The following is a 17,999-nucleotide window of genomic DNA, read 5'->3' as shown; positions in this document are numbered from 1 at the left end:
AGCCTGCTCGCGATTGGGGCAACTCGGTTTCGGATGGTGAGGCGGATGACGCCATCGCAAGCAGGCGAAGGCCTACAGGGGCCGGTGGTGGGCAGTGAGGATGCGGTAGGAATGCAAATCCCTTGTGGGAGCGAGCCTGCTCGCGAATGGGAGCAACTCGGTTTGTGAGGGTGAGGCTGAAGACGCTTTCGCGAGCAGGCTCGCTCCCACATGGGGGACGGTGTTTTGCCAGGTGAAGAGGTAGGGGAGAGTTAGATGAACAGGATCATCAACATCATTGGTATTTGCTCGCTGGCCATGGCCGGGGCGGTGCTGACGCTGAGTGAGATTGCGCTGGCGCAAACCGCTGGCGATCAGACGCTCAATCGTGACGGAGTGGCGGTGGACTTCAACCTCAAGCCACTGGCCGTCGACGGCAAGCTGCGCGAAGGCGAATTCGCCGATGTGCAGTTCCGCGTCACTGACAGCGCCTCCGGCCAGGCTCTGTCGGGCGTGGCGCCGGGCGCCTGGGTCGATCCGCAGACCCTCGCCGCCGATCAGGCCCAGGGCCGCGACCAGAGCTGCAAAGCCCGGGTCGGCGTGTTCCTCAAATCCAACATCGGCGCGCGGCCGTTACTCGACCTCAACAGCTATTTCCTGCTGGTGATGAACCGTGACGCCAGCATCGCCGTGGTCGATCCGTCGGTCTCGGTCGGCGGCATCACCAGCACCCTCGCACGGATCGAACTCAAACAACCGCCGATGGATTGGGTCACGCCCAAAGACAACAAACGCGTGTTCGTCTCGATGCCGACCGCCGGCGAAGTGGCCGTTATCGACAGCGAGCAATTCAAGGTTCTCGATTCGATCAAGGCCGGCAGCCAACCGGTGCGCGTGGCGCTGCAACCCGATGAACGTCTACTGTGGGTCGGCAACAACGCGAGCAAAGCCGAGGACTCCGGCGTGACGGTGATCGACACGCAAAGCCTAAAAGCCCTCAAACATCTGAATACCGGACGCGGCCACCACGAAATCAGCTTCAGCAAAGACAGCCGCTACGCCTTCGTCAGCAATCGCGACGACGGCACCGTCAGCGTGATCGACATCGCCAGCCTGACCATCGTCCAGCAGATCAAGACCGGCTCCCATCCGTTGTCAGTCGCCTATTCGCCGCTGTCCGGCGCGGTCTACGTGGCCGATGGCAAGGACGGCACCGTGAGCGTGATCGACGCCAGCACCCACGCCATCCGCCGGGTGATCAAACTGCAACAAGGCCTCGGCCCGATGGGCTTCAGCGCCGACGGCCGCTTCGGTGTAGTGCTCAACACCGTGGAAAACCGCGCCACGGTTATCGACGCCTCCACCAACAGCGCGATCCACGACCTCGACGTCAGCGCCGAACCCTACCAAGTGGTGTTTACCCAGGCCTACGCCTATATCCGCGGACTCGCTTCACCAAAAGTCACCATGATCAACCTGTCCTCCCTCGGAGAGGGCCGCCAACCGATCAGTCAAGGCTTCGAGGCCGGCCCGCAAGCGCCGCGCCTGGCCGGGGATTTGCCGCTGGCCTCAAGCCTCGCGGTGTCGCGTGACGACAACGCGGTGTTCGTGGTCAATCCGGTCGACAACACCACCTATTTCTACGCCGAAGGCATGAACGCGCCGATGTCCGGTTACCCCAACCGTGGCCAGATCGCCCGCGCCGCCATGGTTATTGATCGCAGCCTGCGCGAAGTCTCGCCGGGGCTCTACAGCGCCCGGGTGAAACTGCCGGCAGCAGGGCGCTTCGACGTGGCGTTCCTGCTCAACCAGCCGAACATCATTCACTGCTTTACCGCGCAGATTGATCCTGACGGCAAACCGCAAAAACACCTCGGCCAGCCGAAAGTCGAGTTCCTCCTCGACAAGACTGCCGTGGCACTCAACGACCCTTACGTCGTGCGTTTCCGCATCGTCCAAGGCAAAGACAAAACCCAGCGCAGCGGCGTCAAAGACGTGCAACTGCGCTACTACCTCGCGCCCACCTCGCACCCCCGCGAAGTGGCGGCGCTGGAAGTCGCCGATGGCGTATACGAAGCGCCAATCACCCTCGACCGCAGCGGCGCCTGGTATCTGCATGTGCGTGCGGCGTCGCTGGGTGCCGGTTTCGATGACAAGACCTTTGCCAGTGTTCGGGTCGCCCCCGGCCAGGCCCGTTGAAGAGGAGTTTCGACATGAACCGATTTGCATCCGCTGGCCTGTTGACCCTGTGCCTGTTGAGCCTCGGCATCCAACAAGCCCAGGTCCACTCGGCCGACGAACACGCCGGTCACAAAGCCCCGGCCAGCAACACCCAGGAACATGCCCAGGTGAAATTCGCCAATGTGCCGTTGCTCGACCAGAACGGTAAAACCGTACGCCTCGAACAAGACCTGGTGCAGGGCAAAATCGTCGTCATGAGCTTTATCTACACCAGTTGCACCACGGTGTGCCCGGTGGTCTCGTCGATCATGGGCAAGGTGCAGAAGCAGCTCGGCGCGCGGGTCGGCGAAGAAGTGCAGTTGGTCTCAATCAGCATCGACCCGCAGCGCGACGACCCGAAACGCCTGCAGGATTATGCCCGTACCTTCCAGAGCGGGCCGGGCTGGAGCTGGCTGACCGGCTCGCCGCAGTCGATCAATGAAACCCTCAAGGGCCTTGGCAGTTTCAGTGGCGACCTGAAAAGTCATCAACCGCTGATCCTCGTCGGCGACGGCGACAGCCGCCACTGGATGCGCTACTACGGCTTCACTGATCCGGCGCTGCTGGCCAAGGAAGTGGAAAAACTCAGCGGCCTGCGCACCCACGCCAAACACACCGCCATCGCCATGGAGCAACAGCCATGAGACTGCTCGACTGGATCTCCCTGACCGTGTGCTTCTGGATTCTCGGTAACGTCGCGTTCGCTCACGAAGGCCACGTCTCTGAGCCGCCAGCCGCTGTGGCTGCCGCGCCGGCCAAAGGCACTCACGACGCAAAAACCTGGTTCACCGACACGCCGTTGCAGGATCAGAACGGTGAAACCCTGCGCTTCTACAGCGACGCACTGCAAAACCGCATAGTCCTGCTCAACGTGATCTTCACCAGTTGCAACGATGCCTGCCCGCTGATCACCCAAAAGCTCAAGGAGGTCCGCGAGCTGCTGGGCGACAAGGCTCAAGACATCACTTTTATTTCCCTTACCAGTGACCCGCTGCGCGACACGCCGGCGGTGCTCAAGGCTTACACCTTGAAGCAGGGTTCCGATGACCCTCATTGGCTTTTTCTTACCGGCGACAAGGCGCAGATGGACCTGGTATTGAGCCGCATCGGCCAGATCGTGCCGACTCCCGAACAGCATTCCACACAGTTGATCGTCGGCGATGTCGCCAATAAACGCTGGAGCAAAATCCGCCCCGACGCCCCGGCTGCCGCCATTGCCCAGCGCTTGCAGTTGCTGACAATGCCCGTGGCTGGCCGCTGAGTCCGCGCCATGAACCTGAGCGATGTACTCGCCCTGATCCTGCTCGCTGGCGTCAGCCTTGGCGCGAGTGCTGCGCCGCTGACTTCGGAGGAAGCGGCAGGCAAGCGCCTGTACCGCCAGGGTCTGTCGGCCAGCGGCGAAGCGATCATGGCGCGGGTTGGCGCGGCGGATATGTTGCTGCCGGCAACCAGCCTGCCGTGCGCCAATTGCCACGGCGCCGATGGCCTCGGGCGACCGGAAGGCGGGGTGCGTCCGCCGCCCCTGAACTGGGCGCGACTGACCAGCACCTACGGTCAGCAACAGGTCAACGGGCGCAGCTATCCGGCGTACACCGAAAGCAGTCTGGCGACTGTCATCGAGCAGGGCCGCGACCCCGGCCACAATCGCCTCGACCCGAGCATGCCGCGCTTTCTGCTGTCGATGAAGGATCAGCGCAATCTCACCGCGTACCTCAAGCGTCTGGCCGATGAGCGCGACCCGGGCCTCGATGCCGAGACCCTGCACCTGGGCACCTTGCTGCCCAGCCAAGGCCCTTTGGCCGAGGAGGGCGCGACAGTAGCAGCCGTACTCAACGGCAGTGTCGCGCGGATCAATCAGGCCGGTGGCATTCACGGCCGCCAGTTGCGGTTGACGGTGATCGATCCCGGTCCGGATCGCGCCAGTGCCGAGCAGGCATTGCAGCGTTTGATCGAGCAGGAACAAGTGTTTGCCCTGATCGCGCCGCTGGCGCCGGCCCTCGACGGCGAACTCGGGCCGCGTCTGGAACAGGCCGGCATGCCGCTGATCGGGCCGATGTCGATCCTCGGCACCCTGCAGACCAGTCCACAGATTTTCGAACCGTTGCCCGGCCTGCGCGAGCAACTGATCGCCCTGGCCGACTATGCCACGGTGAGTTTGCGCGTGCTGCAAGGGCCGACGCTGATTGCCTATCCCGATGACCCTGCACAAACGCTGGCCGCGCAAAACCTCGGCCAGTACTTGCAGGATCACGGCTGGCAGAACGTCCATCTGCAAGCCTACGACCCAGCAGCGGATGCACTGCCGCTGGGCTCGCGATCAGTGTTTTATCTGGGCAATGGCGGCGGTTTCAGTCGTCTGGCGACGCGCCTGCAAAGCGCCGGGCAAGTGCCGTATCTGTTCGCCGCTTCAAGCCAAGTGGCCGGCGATCTGCTGCAAGTGCCCGACGGCTTCACCCGGCGGGTGTTTCTCGCCTATCCGTTCGTGCCCAGCGACTGGACCCAGACCGGACGCATGGCCCTGACACTGCTGCGCGAAGGCCAGGGCCTTGGCGCCCAGCACGCCGTGCTGCAAGTCGGCGCTTACGCCTCGATGTTGCTGCTCAGCGAAGGCATGAAACAGGCTGGCCGCGACGCCAGCCGCGAAAAACTGGTGACGGCGCTGGAAGGCCTGCACGACTTCGACACCGGCCTGACCCCGCGCCTGAGTTTCGGCCCAGGCCGACGCTTGGGCTTGAGCGGCGCCCACGTGGTCACCGTGGATTTGCCCGATCAGCGTTTCTATCTGGTCGCGCCTTATAAACCGATTGTTGCCAGCCCCTGAATGGAGGGCCCGATCATGAAGCTCACAACGCTGATAATGCTGCTGACCTGTTGGCTGCCGCTGGCGTGGGCCAATAACGAACCGGCCGTGGCGCGAGTCAACGGCGAGGAGATTTCCGGGTTTCGCTTTGAGCGCTTCTTCGCCGAATACCTGGAAGATCAGGGGCGCGCCGTGGCGAGCATTCGTAGCCCCAGGGCCTATAAAGAGCTGCGTCAGGCAGCGCTGCAAACGTTGATCGACAAAGAACTGCTATGGCAGGAGTCGCAAAAACGCGGTGTGCAGATTGACGATCAAGTGGTGCGCGAGCAAATCGAGCAAACCCGCATGGCCATCGGCGGCGCGGATAAATTCGTCCGGCGCTTGCAGGACGCCGGTTTCGATGAGGCATCCTTCACCGAGTACACCCGCCGCGAACTGGCGGCGCAGCAGATGTTCGCCGAACTGATTCGCGCCAATACCTTGCAACCACGCCACCTGCTGATCCGTGTGCCCGCGCAAGCGGATACAGCCACAGTCGCCGCAGCGCGTCTACGCTTGTTGCAAATGCGCGCCTCGATTGTCAGCGGGGCGAGTTTCGCCAGCGAACCGGTGCGTTCACCGTTTGGCTGGCATGTGATTTATTTGCCGAACCACTTGGAGGCCGCCGATGTCCCAGATTTGCAGGGGCTGGACACAGTCAGGGCACAGCTCGCCCGACAGCAACAGACCCAGGCTCGTCGCCAAGTGCTCGCGCAATTACGGGTGCAGAACAGGATCGAACGAATTGACGACGACTGAAGGTTCCCCCCCAATAGTGGGGAATGGCTTCGATGCCCGTTCAGGTGCTTCCCCGTTTCTGGGGAACGGGGTACCGGGACGAGCGGGCATTGTCATTAAATTCAAGGACATGAAGACGTAAAATTACCGGCACTCAGCCTGGCATGAAGTGTGCGTTACCGATGGTAAGGCGCACTCTCAGGGCGGGGTCATCGGACCTGCTGTTTCAAGGAGTCGACCTTGGTTAACAAAGTACTGGTTGTCGAAGACGAACAGCTGCTTGCACAGAACCTTCAGGATTATCTGTCGGCGCAGGGGCTGGACGTCCGGATTGCACATGACGGAGCGACGGCGATCGGCCTGGCCGAAACCTTTGCCCCCGACGTGCTGGTGTTCGATTACCGCTTGCCCGATATGGAAGGCTTTGAGGTGCTCGACGCGGTCCGCCAGAACAGGACGTGCCATTTTGTGCTGATAACGGGTCACCCGACCGCTGAAGTCTGTGAGCGGGCGCGGCAACTGGGGGTCAGCCACATCCTGTTCAAACCGTTTCCTTTGGCGGAACTGGCCCGAGCTGTCTGCGACCTTCTGGGGTTCAAGCGCGAAGCGAAACCCGGTGCAAACCCTTCCGAGGGTTTCGTCGAACGACGCCAGAGCAGGACCGAGAGCTTCCCGTTGCAGTTGTACGATGGCAGTTGGGTGTTGGCGGATCGGCGACGACAGTTGCACGCCATGGCACCGGACGACGATCAAATGCTCACCGGGGAGTAATGGCGCGAACAGACGTTCCGGCACTTGCCGCCAAGGTTTGCCGCGCCGACAGGGCTCTAAGCCCCGGTTGGAGAGCAAGCTATGGAACGTCTGTCCGTTGTCGTCGAACCGCTGTTGGCCGAAAGCGCCCCCGCGCGCTTTTCCAGTGAACAGCTTGCTCAGGCCCGGGCGCGGGCCGCCACCTCCGGCGAACGCGTGCTTGAAGCCCTTGGCGTACTCTGTGAATTGGCGCCGATGCGGTTCATTCACACCCTCGGCGCTACCCTGCATTACCCGGTGCTCGACACCGACAGCCTGTTTCAAGCGACGCCGGTGTTCGACCGCGTCACCCTCGCACAATGCCTTAAACGTGAATTCATCCTGCTGCGCCACAACGACGAAGTCATTGGCGTGTTCGCCGACCCTTTCGACCCGGCGCGGCTGGCCTGGATCGACGATTGCCTGCATGGCGCGCCGCTGCATCTGGTGCACGCCGATGACCTCAAGGCCTATCTGGCCCGCCACGAAGAAAGCTTCCACGCCGTCGAATCGCTGAACGCCCAGGGCGACACTCACAGCGAAATCGACACCCTGCAAAGCCTGTCGCTGACCAGCATCAGCGAAGACGCCAGCAGCGTGGTGAAACTGGTCAACTCGACCCTCTACGACGCGCTGAAAATGCACGCCAGCGACATTCACCTCGGCACCACCGGCCACGGTCTGGTAATCAAGTACCGTATCGACGGCGTGCTCAACAACATCAGCAAAGTCCAGGGCAACGAGTTCGCCGAACAGGTGATCTCGCGGGTCAAGGTCATGGCTGAACTGGACATCGGCGAGAAGCGTGTGCCGCAGGACGGACGCTTCAAGATCGGCATCAGTGGCCGTCAGATCGACTTTCGCGTGTCGATCATGCCGAGCATTTTTGGCGAAGACGCGGTGCTGCGTGTGCTCGACAAACAGGATCTCGCCGACAAAGTCTGCGGCGTGCAATTGCAGGCGCTGGGCTTTGAAGACGAAACCCTGCGCCAGTTGCGCCGCCTCGCCGCTGAACCCTACGGCATGGTCCTGGTCACCGGCCCGACCGGCAGCGGCAAGACCACCACGCTGTACGCGATGATCACCGAGATCAACCACGGCGTGGACAAGATCATCACCATCGAAGACCCGGTCGAATATCAATTGCCGGGGGTACTGCAAATCCCGGTCAACGAGAAAAAAGGCCTGACCTTCGCCCGAGGCCTGCGCTCGATCCTGCGCCACGACCCGGACAAGATCATGGTCGGCGAGATCCGTGACCCGGACACCGCGCAGATCGCCGTGCAGTCGGCACTCACCGGTCACCTGGTGTTCACCACCATCCACGCCAACAACGTCTTTGACGTGATTGGCCGCTTCACCCAAATGGAAATCGACCCCTATAGCCTGGTCTCGGCGCTCAACGCGATCCTTGCCCAGCGCCTGATCCGTCTGGTCTGCGCCAGTTGCAGCGCGCCGGTCAATCCAAGCGATGAAGAGCTGCGCGCCTCAGGCCTCGATCCACAGAAAGTCGACCATTACCACTTCGTTCATGGCAAGGGCTGCGGCCACTGCCGGGGCAGCGGTTACCGCGGGCGCACGGCGATTGCCGAACTGCTGCACCTCGACGACGAGCTGCGCCAGATGATCGTCGAGCGCCAACCGATCAAACAAATCAAAGCCCTGGCCTGTGCCCGAGGTTTGCGCCTGCTGCGTGAATCGGCGCTGGAACTGGTGGAACAAGGTCGCACCACGCTGGAGGAGATCAATCGTGTCACTTTTATCTCGTGAGCGTTTTGTCGCCGTGCTCGGCGCCAGCGGTGTTGGCCTCGGTCAGCGGCGTGGCAGCGACACCCTGTGGCTGGGCAGCGTCGGTTACATCGACGAAGGCTTCCAGAGCTACGCGGTGGCGCTGGATACCCTCGATCGCCTGCTCGGTGAACACGCTCGCGCCGGTGCCGAATTGAGTGTGGTCATCTCCGGGCACTTCAGCCGCTTCTGCCTGGTGCCGTGGAGCGCGCAGATCAGCAGCCCTGAAGAACTGCGTGGTTTCGCCCAACTGTGTTTCGAAGACCTGTTCGGAGCGCCAAGCCAAGCCTGGAGTCTGGTGCTGTCCGCCGAGCCTGCCGGTTACGACCGCATTGCCAGCGCCTTGCCGCAAGACTTGCTTGAACGTCTGCGCGCGCTGGTCAACGGTCGCGGTTTGCGCCTGCGCTCGGTGCAGCCGTACCTGATGACGGCGTTCAACCGCTTCGACAAAAGCCTCGATGCCGGCGACTTCCTCTTCGTCGTCGCCGAGCCGCAACGCAGCGTGTTGTTGCTGGCGAGGGAAGGGCGCTGGGCCGGTGTGCGCTCAGTGGGCGGCAGCGACAGCGATGGCGCGTTGAATGCCCTGATCGGTCGCGAGCGGCAGCTGCAAGCCTCGACCAGTGAACGCGCCTTCAACGTTTATCTGCATGCCCCGGCGCGCCTCGATGCGCATCCGGACGTGGCGGGGGTGCAACTGCGCACCCTTGAAGACGCCTCGATGAACGTGCGTGACGGCTTGTACGTCATGTCCCGGGCGGTGGCCTGATATGCGCGCCCTGAATCTGGATTTTCAACCGCGTCCCCGTTCCGGCCCGTTGGGTTGGAGCCTGCTTGGCGGCGGTGTGTTGTTGGCGGCGCTGTGCTTCGGCGTGCAACAGCACCTCGACGCGCACACCGAACAGCAACAGGGCCACCTGCAAACCACCCAGCGTCAGCTCAACGGTGACAGCGGCGCCAAGTCAACCCTGAGCCCGGCGCAAATCCGCGAGCAAGCGGCAAACCTCGCCGAAATGCGCAAGGTCTCGCAGCAACTGCGCCGGCCGTGGGAACGCCTGTTCGCCATGCTCGAAGCGATGCCGCGCGATGACGTCGCGCTGCTGACCCTGACCCCGGATGCGCGCAAAGGCCAGGTACGGATCAGCGCCGAAGCACGGGATCTGCAAGCGATGCTCGACTTCCACAAACGGCTGGAAGCCAGCGACGAGCTGTCCGACGTGTCGCTGCTGAGCCATGAAATCGTCGTCAAATCGCCGGAACAACCGGTGCAATTCAACCTGTCGGCGACTTGGGAGATTGGCGATGCGAATCCCTAGACTGATCGTCCACGAATACCTGCAAGGCCTTGGCATTCCGGGCCTCGCCGGACTGGCGCTGCTGCTGGTCGCCGTGGCTTGGGCACTCGGCGGTTTACTGCCGGGCTGGCAATCGTTGCAGCACATCAGCCAACAGACTCAGGAAGCCACCTCGTATCTGGCCAAGGTTGAAGACGGCAGCATCGCGCCGCCGGTGGTGCCGCAGCGTCAGCTCGACGACTTCCGCAACAAACTGCCGACGCAGCCGCAAGCCACCGTCGCCATCGACCGCATCTACGCCCTCGCAGCCCAGGAGCACATCACCTTGGCTCGCGGCGAATACGCCCTCGGCGTCGACCCTAAAACCCATCTGGCGCGCTATCAGATCCTCCTGCCAGTGCGCGGCAGCTACCCGCAACTGCGCCGCTTTCTGCATGCCTTGCTCGGTCAGTTGCCGGCGGTGGTGGTGGAAGACCTCGAGTTGCAACGCAAGAAGATTGGCGACACCGACCTCAATGGCCGGATCCGTATGACCCTTTACCTGTCGAGGTCGTGATGAATACCAAACGCGTGACAGGTTGGTTGGCGTTCTTCGGCGTAGCGGCCGCGCTGGCGTGGTTGCCGGAATATTTCTCGCCGAGCGAAGACGCCGACTCGAACGAAGTGGCTGTCGCTACGCCGGGGAAGACCCGAGGCGCGCTGCCGGCCAGCACCGCCAAGGCTAAAGACGCCCCGATCAAGGACCTGAGCCCGGCCGGCGACCTGTTCGCGGCCAAATCCTGGAAGGCCGCGCCAACCCTGGCCACGGTCACCGAAATGGCCATCAATCCAGCAACAGTGGTGCAAGCCCCGAGCCTGCCACCGGTGCCGTTTCAGTTCGTCGGCAGGCTGCATGACCGCAGCGACCTGCAAGTGTTTTTGCAGAACGGCGAAAAGATCTACGTCGTGCGCAACGGGGATGTGATCGACGACACCTGGAAGATCACCGGCATTTCCGATCTGGAACTGAGTCTGGTCTACCTGCCCTTGCATTTGTCGCAGACCCTGTCTGTGGGGAGTACGCAATGAACCGTTGCCGTTTGCTGATGAGCCTGGGCCTGTGCGCCGGGCTGGCCGCGTGCAGTTCTGCACAAGTGGCGAACAAGGAGGCCGCCGACCTGATTGAACAGGGTCAGTACGAGGCGGGTCTGGCCCGAATCGAAGAAGGCCTGCGCGAAAACCCACGGGACACCGAACTGCATCTGTTGCTCAACAGCGGTCGGGCCAAGGCGATCACGGCGTTGCTGACGACTGGCGACACTGACCGTTCGCGCCGCGACTTTGCTTCGGCACGGGTGGCCTACAACCGCGCGCTGACCATCGAGCCGAACAACCGCCGCGCTCAGGATGCCCTGAAGCAGATGGATTACCTGCGCAGCATGGACGAAAAACTGGAACTGGCCCGTGGCGACCTGCGTCGCGGCGACATCTACGGCGCTGATCGCCAGGTCAAACAGATCCTCGAACTCGACCCGAACAACGAGGGTGCGCTGGAGCTGCAAGGCAACATTCGTCTGGTGCAGAGCCGCAACGTGATTGCCTATCCGCAACTGCGCACCAAGCTAGATCGGCCAGTGACTTTGGAATTTCGCGACGCCAACCTCAAGACCATTTTCGAGGTGCTGTCGCAGGTCGCCGGGCTCAATTTCATTTTCGACAAAGACCTGCGCCCGGACATGAAAGCCACGATCTTCGTGCGTGACGTGCGCATCGAAGATGCGGTGACCCTGCTGCTGCAACAGAACCAGTTGCACCAGAAAGTGGTGAACGAAAACACCTTGCTGATCTACCCGGACTCGCCGCAGAAAGTGAAGGATTACCAGGAATTGGTGATGCGCACCTTCTACTTGACCAGCATCGACGCCAACACCGCGCTGAACATGGTCAAAACCATGCTCAAGACCCGCGACGTGTTCGTTGATGAACGCCTCAACACCCTGACCATGCGCGACACCGAAGACGCCGTGCGCATGGCCGAAAAACTTCTGCAGTCGCAAGACCAGTCCAACCCGGAAGTGGTGCTCGAAGTGGAAGTGATGGAAGTCGCCACCCAGCGCATTCTCGACCTCGGCCTGCAATGGCCGAACACCTTCGGCGTGGTCAACAGCGACGGTTCGGCGGTGACCCTGCTTGATCAACTGAAAGGCATCAACTCCAGCCGGATTTCGATTTCACCGTCACCGCAAGCCAAGATCAACGCCCAGGACAACGACATCAACACCCTGGCCAGCCCGGTGATTCGCGTCAGCAACCGCGAGCAGGCACGGATCCACATCGGTCAGCGCGTGCCGATCATCAGCGCCACGTCGGTGCCGTCGACGCAAGGCCCGGTGATCACTGAAAGCGTCACTTACCTCGACGTCGGTCTGAAGCTCGAAGTGCAACCGACCGTGCACCTGAACAACGAAGTGGCGATCAAGATTGCCCTCGAAGTCAGTAATGCGACGCCGCTGGAGCCGACCCGTCAGGGCACGATCCCGGTGCAGGTCGACACCCGCAACGCACAAACCTCGCTGCGCCTGCATGACGGCGAAACGCAGATCCTCGCCGGCCTGATGCGCAACGACCACGGCGCCACCGGCAACAAGATTCCCGGCCTCGGCGACATTCCCGGGATTGGCCGCTTGTTCGGCAGCAACAAGGACACCGTCGGCAAATCCGAACTGGTGCTGTCGATCACCCCACGGATCGTGCGCAACTTGCCGTACCAGAGCCCGTCGGACATGGAGTTCTCCACCGGCACTGAAACCAGCATGCACATCCAGGCACCGGATCGTTCGCAGAGTTACGTGATGCCATCGCCTGCCGCGCAGCCGCGTGCAGTCGGTGAATCGGCCGTGGCCACCACCCGCGTCACTGTCGAGAAGCCTTGATCATGAACGCCTCCCAACGCGGTTTCAGCCTGATCGAAGTCGTGGTGACGCTGGCCCTGATCGGCCTGTTGGCGAGCATGGCCGCGCCGCTGACCGAGACTTTGGTGCGGCGTGGCAAGGAGCAGGAATTGCGCAACGCGCTGTACCAGATTCGCGATGGCATCGACGCCTACAAGCGTGCCTTCGATGCCGGGTACATCGAGAAGTCGCTGAACAGCAGCGGCTACCCGCCGAACCTGCAAGTACTGGTCGAAGGCGTGCGCGATGTGCGCAGTGCCAAAGGCGCCAAGTTCTACTTTTTACGCCGCATCCCGCGCGATCCGCTGGTGCCGGCCAAACGTGATGACGAAGGGGGTTGGGGCGTGCGCGCCTACAACAGTTCGGCTCAGAACCCGCGCGATGGCGAGGACGTGTTCGACGTCTACTCCCACGCCCGCGGCAAGGGCCTCAACGGCATCGCCTACCGCGAGTGGTGAACCTCATGCGCCGGGAAAAAGGTTTTACCTTGCTGGAGTTGATGGTGGTGATGACGATCATCGCCACGCTGATGACCATCGCGCTGCCGCGCTACTTCAATAGCCTCGAAGCGTCGAAGGAAACCACGTTGCGCCAAAGTCTGTCGGCGATGCGCGAGGCGCTGGATCACTTCTACGGTGACACCGGGCGCTATCCGGATTCCATCGAGCAACTGATCGAACAGCGTTACCTGCGCAACGCGCCACTCGATCCGATCACCGAACGTAAAGATCAGTGGGTGCTGATCGCGCCACCGGATGGCGTTGCCGGTGGCGTGGCCGACATCAAAAGCGGTGCTACCGGGAGGGCGCGTGATGGCAGCCAATTTTCCGAGTGGTAACCGCGCGCAGCAGGGTGGCTTCACCTATCTCGGCGTGCTGTTCCTGATTGTGGTGATGGGCATGGGCCTGGCCAGTGCCGGTGAGTTGTGGTCGACCGCTTCGCGCCGTGACCGTGAACGCCAGTTGCTCTGGGTCGGCACTCAGTACGCCCAGGCGTTGCGCAGCTACTACCGCAGTTCACCGGGGTTGGCGCAGTACCCGAAAGAACTGGCGGATCTGCTTGAAGATCAGCGCTTTCCCGAGGCCAAGCATCACCTGCGTCAGCTCTATCCGGACCCGATCGGCCAAGGTGAATGGGCGCTGCAACGCGGTTTCGATGGACGCATTACCGGTCTCAACAGCCCTTCGGCCGAGCTGCCTTTGAAGCAATCGGGCTTCCCGACGCAGTGGTCGGATTTCGACGGCATGCAGCGTTATTCGGACTGGCAGTTCGTCGCCGAAAAAGCCTTCCTCGACGGCACCAATGGCCCGGCCAAAGGCCAGTCGAATCTGCCACAGGCGTTGCAGCCATGACTCGCCAATGGTGGTGCGCGTTGGTCCTCACCGTGGTGGCGGGCTGCGCCCAGGCCGGTGAAGAAGACGAAATGATGGGTTTCATCGTCGATGACACGATCTCGCACATCGGACACGACTTTTACTACTCGTTCAGTGAACGCCTGCGCGACACCAGCCGGATGGATTTCAACCTGGTGGTGCGCGAGCGGCCCGACGCGCGCTGGGGCAGCCTGGTGACCGTGGAATATCAGCAACGCCTGGTTTATCGGCGCTTCCTGCCGCCGAACACCGTGGAACTGAAGGACGAGGCCTACGCGGCCGCCGACTGGGTTCGACGCCAGGTTGTCCAGCGCAAGCTGGAGGCTCTGTTGCAGGACACCACCGACCTTGAGAAGGACGAACTATGAACAGCACAACGTTCTCACAGCGCAGCGGATTCTGGATCTCGGGGTTGTTGATCGGGCTCGCCAGCGCCGCGGCTGTCCAGGCCACTGAACTGGTCTACACGCCGGTCAACCCGTCGTTCGGCGGCAACCCGCTCAACGGCACCTGGTTACTCAATAACGCGCAGGCGCAAAACGATCACGACGATCCGGACCTGAAAAGCCGTTCGAGCGTGGCCGGCACCTCGGCGCTGGAGCGCTTCACCAGTCAATTGCAATCGCGGCTGCTAGGGCAGTTGCTGGACAACATCTCCACTGGCAATACGGGGAGCCTGTCCACCGACTCTTTTATCGTCAACGTCATCGACGACTCCGGGGCACTGAGTATTGAAGTGACCGATCGAGCGACCGGTGAGGTTTCGGAAATTCAGGTGAACGGCCTCAACCCGTGACGGGCTGACGGTTCCGGGGAGAACGGACATGAAAAAGATCATCGCGTTAGGGCTGCTGTTGGCGACATTACAAGGGTGCAGTCTGCGTGAGCCGATGTCGGCCGAGCAGGACACCGAAACCCCGACCCTGACTCCAAGGGCCTCGACTTATTACGACTTGCTGAAGATGCCGCGACCCAAGGGGCGGTTGATGGCGGTGGTGTACGGCTTCCGTGATCAGACCGGGCAGTACAAGCCGACGCCGGCGAGTTCGTTTTCCACCAGTGTGACTCAGGGCGCGGCGTCGATGTTGATGGACGCGATGCAGGCCAGTGGCTGGTTTGTGGTGTTGGAGCGGGAAGGGCTGCAGAACCTGTTGACTGAACGCAAGATCATTCGCGCGTCGCAGAAGAAGCCGAATACGCCGGTGAATATTCAGGGTGAGCTGCCACCGTTGCAGGCGGCGAACATGATGCTCGAGGGCGGGATCATCGCGTATGACACGAATGTGCGTAGCGGTGGGGAAGGGGCGCGGTATCTGGGGATTGATTTGCAGCGTGAGTATCGGGTGGATCAGGTGACGGTGAATTTGCGGGCGGTGGATGTGCGTAGCGGGCAGGTGTTGGCGAATGTGATGACCAGCAAGACGATTTATTCGGTGGCGCGCAGTGCGGGGATTTTCAAGTTTATCGAGTTCAAGAAGTTGCTTGAGGCTGAGGTTGGGTATACGACGAATGAGCCGGCGCAGCTTTGTGTTCTGTCGGCGATTGAGGCGGCGGTGGGGCATATGGTGGCGCAGGGGATTGAGCGGCGGTTGTGGCAGGTGGCGGGGGACGCTTCTGTGCCGGGGCAGGATGATGTGTTGAATCGGTATTTGAGCCAGAACAAGATTGATCCGGATGCGGAGTGAGGTTTTTGCTGTTGAGCTTGGCGGCCTGACAGCCGACCAGGCTCTCTCGGTCGAAACCGGTTTAAACCTGTAGGAGTGAGCCTGCTCGCGATAGCTATTTCTCAGACACAGGAGCTATTGCGGATGTACCCAAATCCTTGTGGGAGCTGGCTTGCCAGCGATGGCGGCCTTACAGCCGACCAATCTCTGGCAGATGTACCCAGTTCCAACTGTGGGAGCCAGCCTGCTGGCGATGATTTTCTGGCTGGCTGAGTACATATCCATTCTTGCGGTAACGGCTGCTTAGGGTTTCGCCCTGACGGCGACTCACTTTTTTTACAAACGCCTAAAAAAAGTAAGCAAAAAAACGCTTGCTCCTACGTGCGGCCCACTCGCTAAAGCTCGGGGTTCCTTCGCTCCGGGATCGATCCGGGCGCAGCGCCTACGGTTTGCTTCGCTGCACCTCCTCTCGCTGTGTTTGGCTGCGCCAAACGGTCGCTGCGCTCCCACGCCCGGATCAATCCCTCCACTCAGCCTTCCGACGTCGCCCGTGGATCAAGATCAAGAGCAGGCGAGCTGACACTCGGCCTATTGAGTGGTGAGGAGCACAGCGTGGTCGGCTTTGGATTTGTGGTGGATTCGCCCCTCACCCCAGCCCTCTCCCGAGGGAGAGGCAGCCGATTTGTGGGCTTTTCAAAGCCTGAGTTCGACTCGGTATTTCACGTCGGCGTACCTCTTCCAAACACCCCGGTCAGTCCCCTCTCCCTCCGGGAGAGGGCTAGGGTGAGGGCTGCGATCTGAAGTGTGTTTAAAGAAGTGTCTGAATCGGCGGAACCTTCCCACAATGTTTTCAGGTTGTCCGTCGGACGTCCGGTCTCTAGCCTATATTCGTCGCTGTCAATTCAGCGACCGGGCGTGGAAACCCGAGTAACTACAGAGCGCACAAGCGCCATTCATAACGTATCCTTGCGCACCTCACTGTGTGCACTTTGTTATGGCGGCTGTGCGTGGGAGACCTTGTGTCTGCCGGGTTGCCTCTGTCCCGGGTTTCCAACCTGCGTACAGCTGCCACCTATTCGCTTGGAAACCGAATGGGGGGCCAGCTATAACCGTCATACAGGGTAAATAACCATGAAAAAACCAACACCCAACCCCCCAGAACCAGACACCAACACCACATCCCCCTACGCCTCAGTCGACTGCAAAAAACTCCACGAAGCCGCCGACCGCGCCCTCGATTTCTACCTCAACCCCACCGCCCACATCATGTCCAGCGCCAACGAGCCGGAACCCATGTACCTCGCCAACCCCAGGTACAACACCGAATCCCTGTTGGCCAACGCCAGCGAAACCCTCGGTTCAGCCAGCGAAATGCTCATCAACTTCGCCGCCTCGCTGGAAACCTCACAGCGCAAGACTGCACTGGGTATCGCACAAGTCGTCATGCTGGGCGAACTGGCGGTGAATCAAGCTCTCGATCACGTCGAGCTGAAGGATGGCTGATTGATCGTTCCCACGCGCAGCAAAGGAATGCGGCCCCTGACGCTCTGCGTCAAATTCGCGAGTTGGAACGCGGAGCGTCCCGAGAGGCATTCCCACGCAGAGCGTGGGAACGATCAAAAAAACCGTACCTCCACGGGAGGCACGGTTTTTTGTGTTGAGACGAGGAGGCGATCTTAACCGGGGTCGCGTCGAGGGTACTCCTGACGCGCATGCAAGATGCTCACAATCTCAATTTGGTCCGCCACTTGATAAACGACGAGATAGTTCGGGCTTACCACAATCTCTCGAGTGCCAGGAGAGCGGCCTTTGCGATACAGGTGTGGATGCCAACAAAGCGCAGATGTAGTTTTTACGACGGACGTGTGAAGTGCAGTCGCCGCTACAAAATTTCGTTCGCCAATGTACTTCAGGATTTTCGAGAGTTCGACCCGAGCCTTGGGTCGCCACTTAATCTGCATCAGCGCTTTTGCGCATTGATTCCATCAAGGCATTGATTTCCTCCATCACTTGCTCATGGGGAATACTCGGGCGCGGATCATCGAGAGACGCTTGTACTTCCGCCCTGAACCAGCGGTCATAACTCGCAGCCTGTTCTTCAGGATCAAGATCCGAGACGACTGGGCACAGTGGGTCGATCAAGGACGGGTCGATCATAGAGCCTCCGGGTTTGGTGCCTCGAAGTCTATTCGTTAACGGTATCGCTGTCGTCGCTGTCTGGATGAATTGCATGTAGGCCAAGCTCCATTAGGATCAAGTTGTCCTGGCAAATCCTAGAGCCTGCACTTCCGACGGCCAACCGCCAGAACTTGTCAGAAAACTCCCCGAATTTCTGAAAACGTTCCGTTTTCCGTAGGACGCAACTCAAGCGTAAGCGCAAAAAAAAC

The 17,999-nt window shown here is 61.1% G+C and carries 21 protein-coding genes; 19 read left to right on the top strand and 2 right to left on the bottom strand.

Annotation, left to right across the window (positions count from 1 at the left end; translation table 11 throughout):
- The first annotated feature begins 255 nt into the window (after positions 1–255).
- The 19 genes from ACI514_RS15000 to ACI514_RS14910 all read left to right on the top strand — a co-directional run bounded on the left by ACI514_RS15000 (position 256) and on the right by ACI514_RS14910 (position 17,115).
- Positions 256–2,178 (top strand): YncE family protein, encoded by a 1,923-nt coding sequence (locus tag ACI514_RS15000; RefSeq protein WP_405121943.1) that lies wholly within the window; start codon positions 256–258, stop codon positions 2,176–2,178.
- Positions 2,179–2,192: 14 nt separating this feature from the next.
- Positions 2,193–2,843, top strand: coding sequence for an SCO family protein (locus ACI514_RS14995; protein WP_405121942.1), 651 nt, complete (start codon positions 2,193–2,195; stop codon positions 2,841–2,843).
- A complete protein-coding gene (locus tag ACI514_RS14990; RefSeq protein WP_007919362.1) occupies positions 2,840–3,460 on the top strand; it encodes an SCO family protein in 621 nt (206 codons plus the stop codon). Before ACI514_RS14995 ends, ACI514_RS14990 begins: the two co-directional genes overlap by 4 nt.
- Positions 3,461–3,469: 9 nt before the next feature.
- Positions 3,470–5,020 (top strand): ABC transporter substrate-binding protein, encoded by a 1,551-nt coding sequence (locus ACI514_RS14985; protein ID WP_405121941.1) that lies wholly within the window; start codon positions 3,470–3,472, stop codon positions 5,018–5,020.
- Between the two features lie 15 nt (positions 5,021–5,035).
- A complete protein-coding gene (locus ACI514_RS14980) occupies positions 5,036–5,797 on the top strand; it encodes a SurA N-terminal domain-containing protein (protein ID WP_405121940.1) in 762 nt (253 codons plus the stop codon).
- 219 nt (positions 5,798–6,016) lie between these two features.
- Positions 6,017–6,547 (top strand): response regulator, encoded by a 531-nt coding sequence (locus ACI514_RS14975; RefSeq protein ID WP_405121939.1) that lies wholly within the window; start codon positions 6,017–6,019, stop codon positions 6,545–6,547.
- Positions 6,548–6,628: 81 nt separating this feature from the next.
- Positions 6,629–8,335 (top strand): GspE/PulE family protein, encoded by a 1,707-nt coding sequence (locus tag ACI514_RS14970; protein ID WP_405121938.1) that lies wholly within the window; start codon positions 6,629–6,631, stop codon positions 8,333–8,335.
- Positions 8,316–9,119: a hypothetical protein gene (locus ACI514_RS14965; RefSeq protein WP_160057224.1), complete on the top strand. Its 804-nt coding sequence runs from the start codon at positions 8,316–8,318 to the stop codon at positions 9,117–9,119. The genes ACI514_RS14970 and ACI514_RS14965 overlap by 20 nt, the downstream gene beginning before the upstream one ends.
- A 1-nt stretch (position 9,120) precedes the next feature.
- A complete protein-coding gene (locus tag ACI514_RS14960) occupies positions 9,121–9,666 on the top strand; it encodes a PilN domain-containing protein (protein ID WP_160057225.1) in 546 nt (181 codons plus the stop codon).
- On the top strand, positions 9,653–10,201 hold the full coding sequence (locus ACI514_RS14955) for a GspMb/PilO family protein (RefSeq protein ID WP_160057226.1): 549 nt from the start codon (positions 9,653–9,655) through the stop codon (positions 10,199–10,201). Before ACI514_RS14960 ends, ACI514_RS14955 begins: the two co-directional genes overlap by 14 nt.
- On the top strand, positions 10,201–10,713 hold the full coding sequence (locus ACI514_RS14950) for a hypothetical protein (RefSeq protein ID WP_095047573.1): 513 nt from the start codon (positions 10,201–10,203) through the stop codon (positions 10,711–10,713). Before ACI514_RS14955 ends, ACI514_RS14950 begins: the two co-directional genes overlap by 1 nt.
- Entirely contained in the window at positions 10,710–12,557 is a 1,848-nt protein-coding gene (locus tag ACI514_RS14945; protein ID WP_160057227.1) for a secretin N-terminal domain-containing protein, read from the top strand. Before ACI514_RS14950 ends, ACI514_RS14945 begins: the two co-directional genes overlap by 4 nt.
- 2 nt (positions 12,558–12,559) lie before the next feature.
- Complete coding sequence (locus ACI514_RS14940; protein WP_038364886.1) at positions 12,560–13,033, top strand: type II secretion system protein; 474 nt, start codon at positions 12,560–12,562, stop codon at positions 13,031–13,033.
- Positions 13,034–13,038: 5 nt separating this feature from the next.
- Positions 13,039–13,413, top strand: coding sequence for a type II secretion system protein (locus ACI514_RS14935; protein WP_405124181.1), 375 nt, complete (start codon positions 13,039–13,041; stop codon positions 13,411–13,413).
- Positions 13,388–13,927 carry a type II secretion system protein gene (locus ACI514_RS14930; protein WP_160057229.1) on the top strand — a complete coding sequence of 180 codons (540 nt, stop codon included), beginning with the start codon at positions 13,388–13,390 and terminating at the stop codon, positions 13,925–13,927. The genes ACI514_RS14935 and ACI514_RS14930 overlap by 26 nt, the downstream gene beginning before the upstream one ends.
- A complete protein-coding gene (csgE, locus tag ACI514_RS14925) occupies positions 13,924–14,316 on the top strand; it encodes a curli production assembly/transport protein CsgE (protein WP_127926659.1) in 393 nt (130 codons plus the stop codon). The genes ACI514_RS14930 and csgE overlap by 4 nt, the downstream gene beginning before the upstream one ends.
- Entirely contained in the window at positions 14,313–14,744 is a 432-nt protein-coding gene (locus ACI514_RS14920; RefSeq protein ID WP_405124180.1) for a curli assembly protein CsgF, read from the top strand. The genes csgE and ACI514_RS14920 overlap by 4 nt, the downstream gene beginning before the upstream one ends.
- A gap of 28 nt (positions 14,745–14,772) precedes the next feature.
- The gene (locus tag ACI514_RS14915; RefSeq protein ID WP_095111635.1) at positions 14,773–15,633 is read left to right on the top strand and encodes a CsgG/HfaB family protein; all 861 of its coding nucleotides are present in this window, start codon (positions 14,773–14,775) and stop codon (positions 15,631–15,633) included.
- 1,110 nt (positions 15,634–16,743) lie between these two features.
- Positions 16,744–17,115, top strand: a complete 372-nt coding sequence (locus ACI514_RS14910; protein WP_405124179.1) for a DUF6124 family protein — start codon at positions 16,744–16,746, stop codon at positions 17,113–17,115.
- 173 nt (positions 17,116–17,288) lie between these two features.
- Here ACI514_RS14910 and ACI514_RS14905 read toward each other — a convergent pair whose 3' ends face one another.
- Both ACI514_RS14905 and ACI514_RS14900 read right to left on the bottom strand, forming a co-directional pair.
- Complete coding sequence (locus tag ACI514_RS14905; RefSeq protein WP_160057231.1) at positions 17,289–17,573, bottom strand: type II toxin-antitoxin system RelE/ParE family toxin; 285 nt, start codon at positions 17,571–17,573, stop codon at positions 17,289–17,291.
- Positions 17,563–17,769, bottom strand: a complete 207-nt coding sequence (locus ACI514_RS14900) for a hypothetical protein (RefSeq protein WP_034152589.1) — start codon at positions 17,767–17,769, stop codon at positions 17,563–17,565. The genes ACI514_RS14905 and ACI514_RS14900 overlap by 11 nt, the downstream gene beginning before the upstream one ends.
- Positions 17,770–17,999 lie beyond the last annotated feature (230 nt).

This window comes from Pseudomonas sp. M20 (genome assembly GCF_045037865.1).
GTDB lineage: Bacteria > Pseudomonadota > Gammaproteobacteria > Pseudomonadales > Pseudomonadaceae > Aquipseudomonas.
This window is presented reverse-complemented; position numbering and strand designations above follow the sequence as displayed.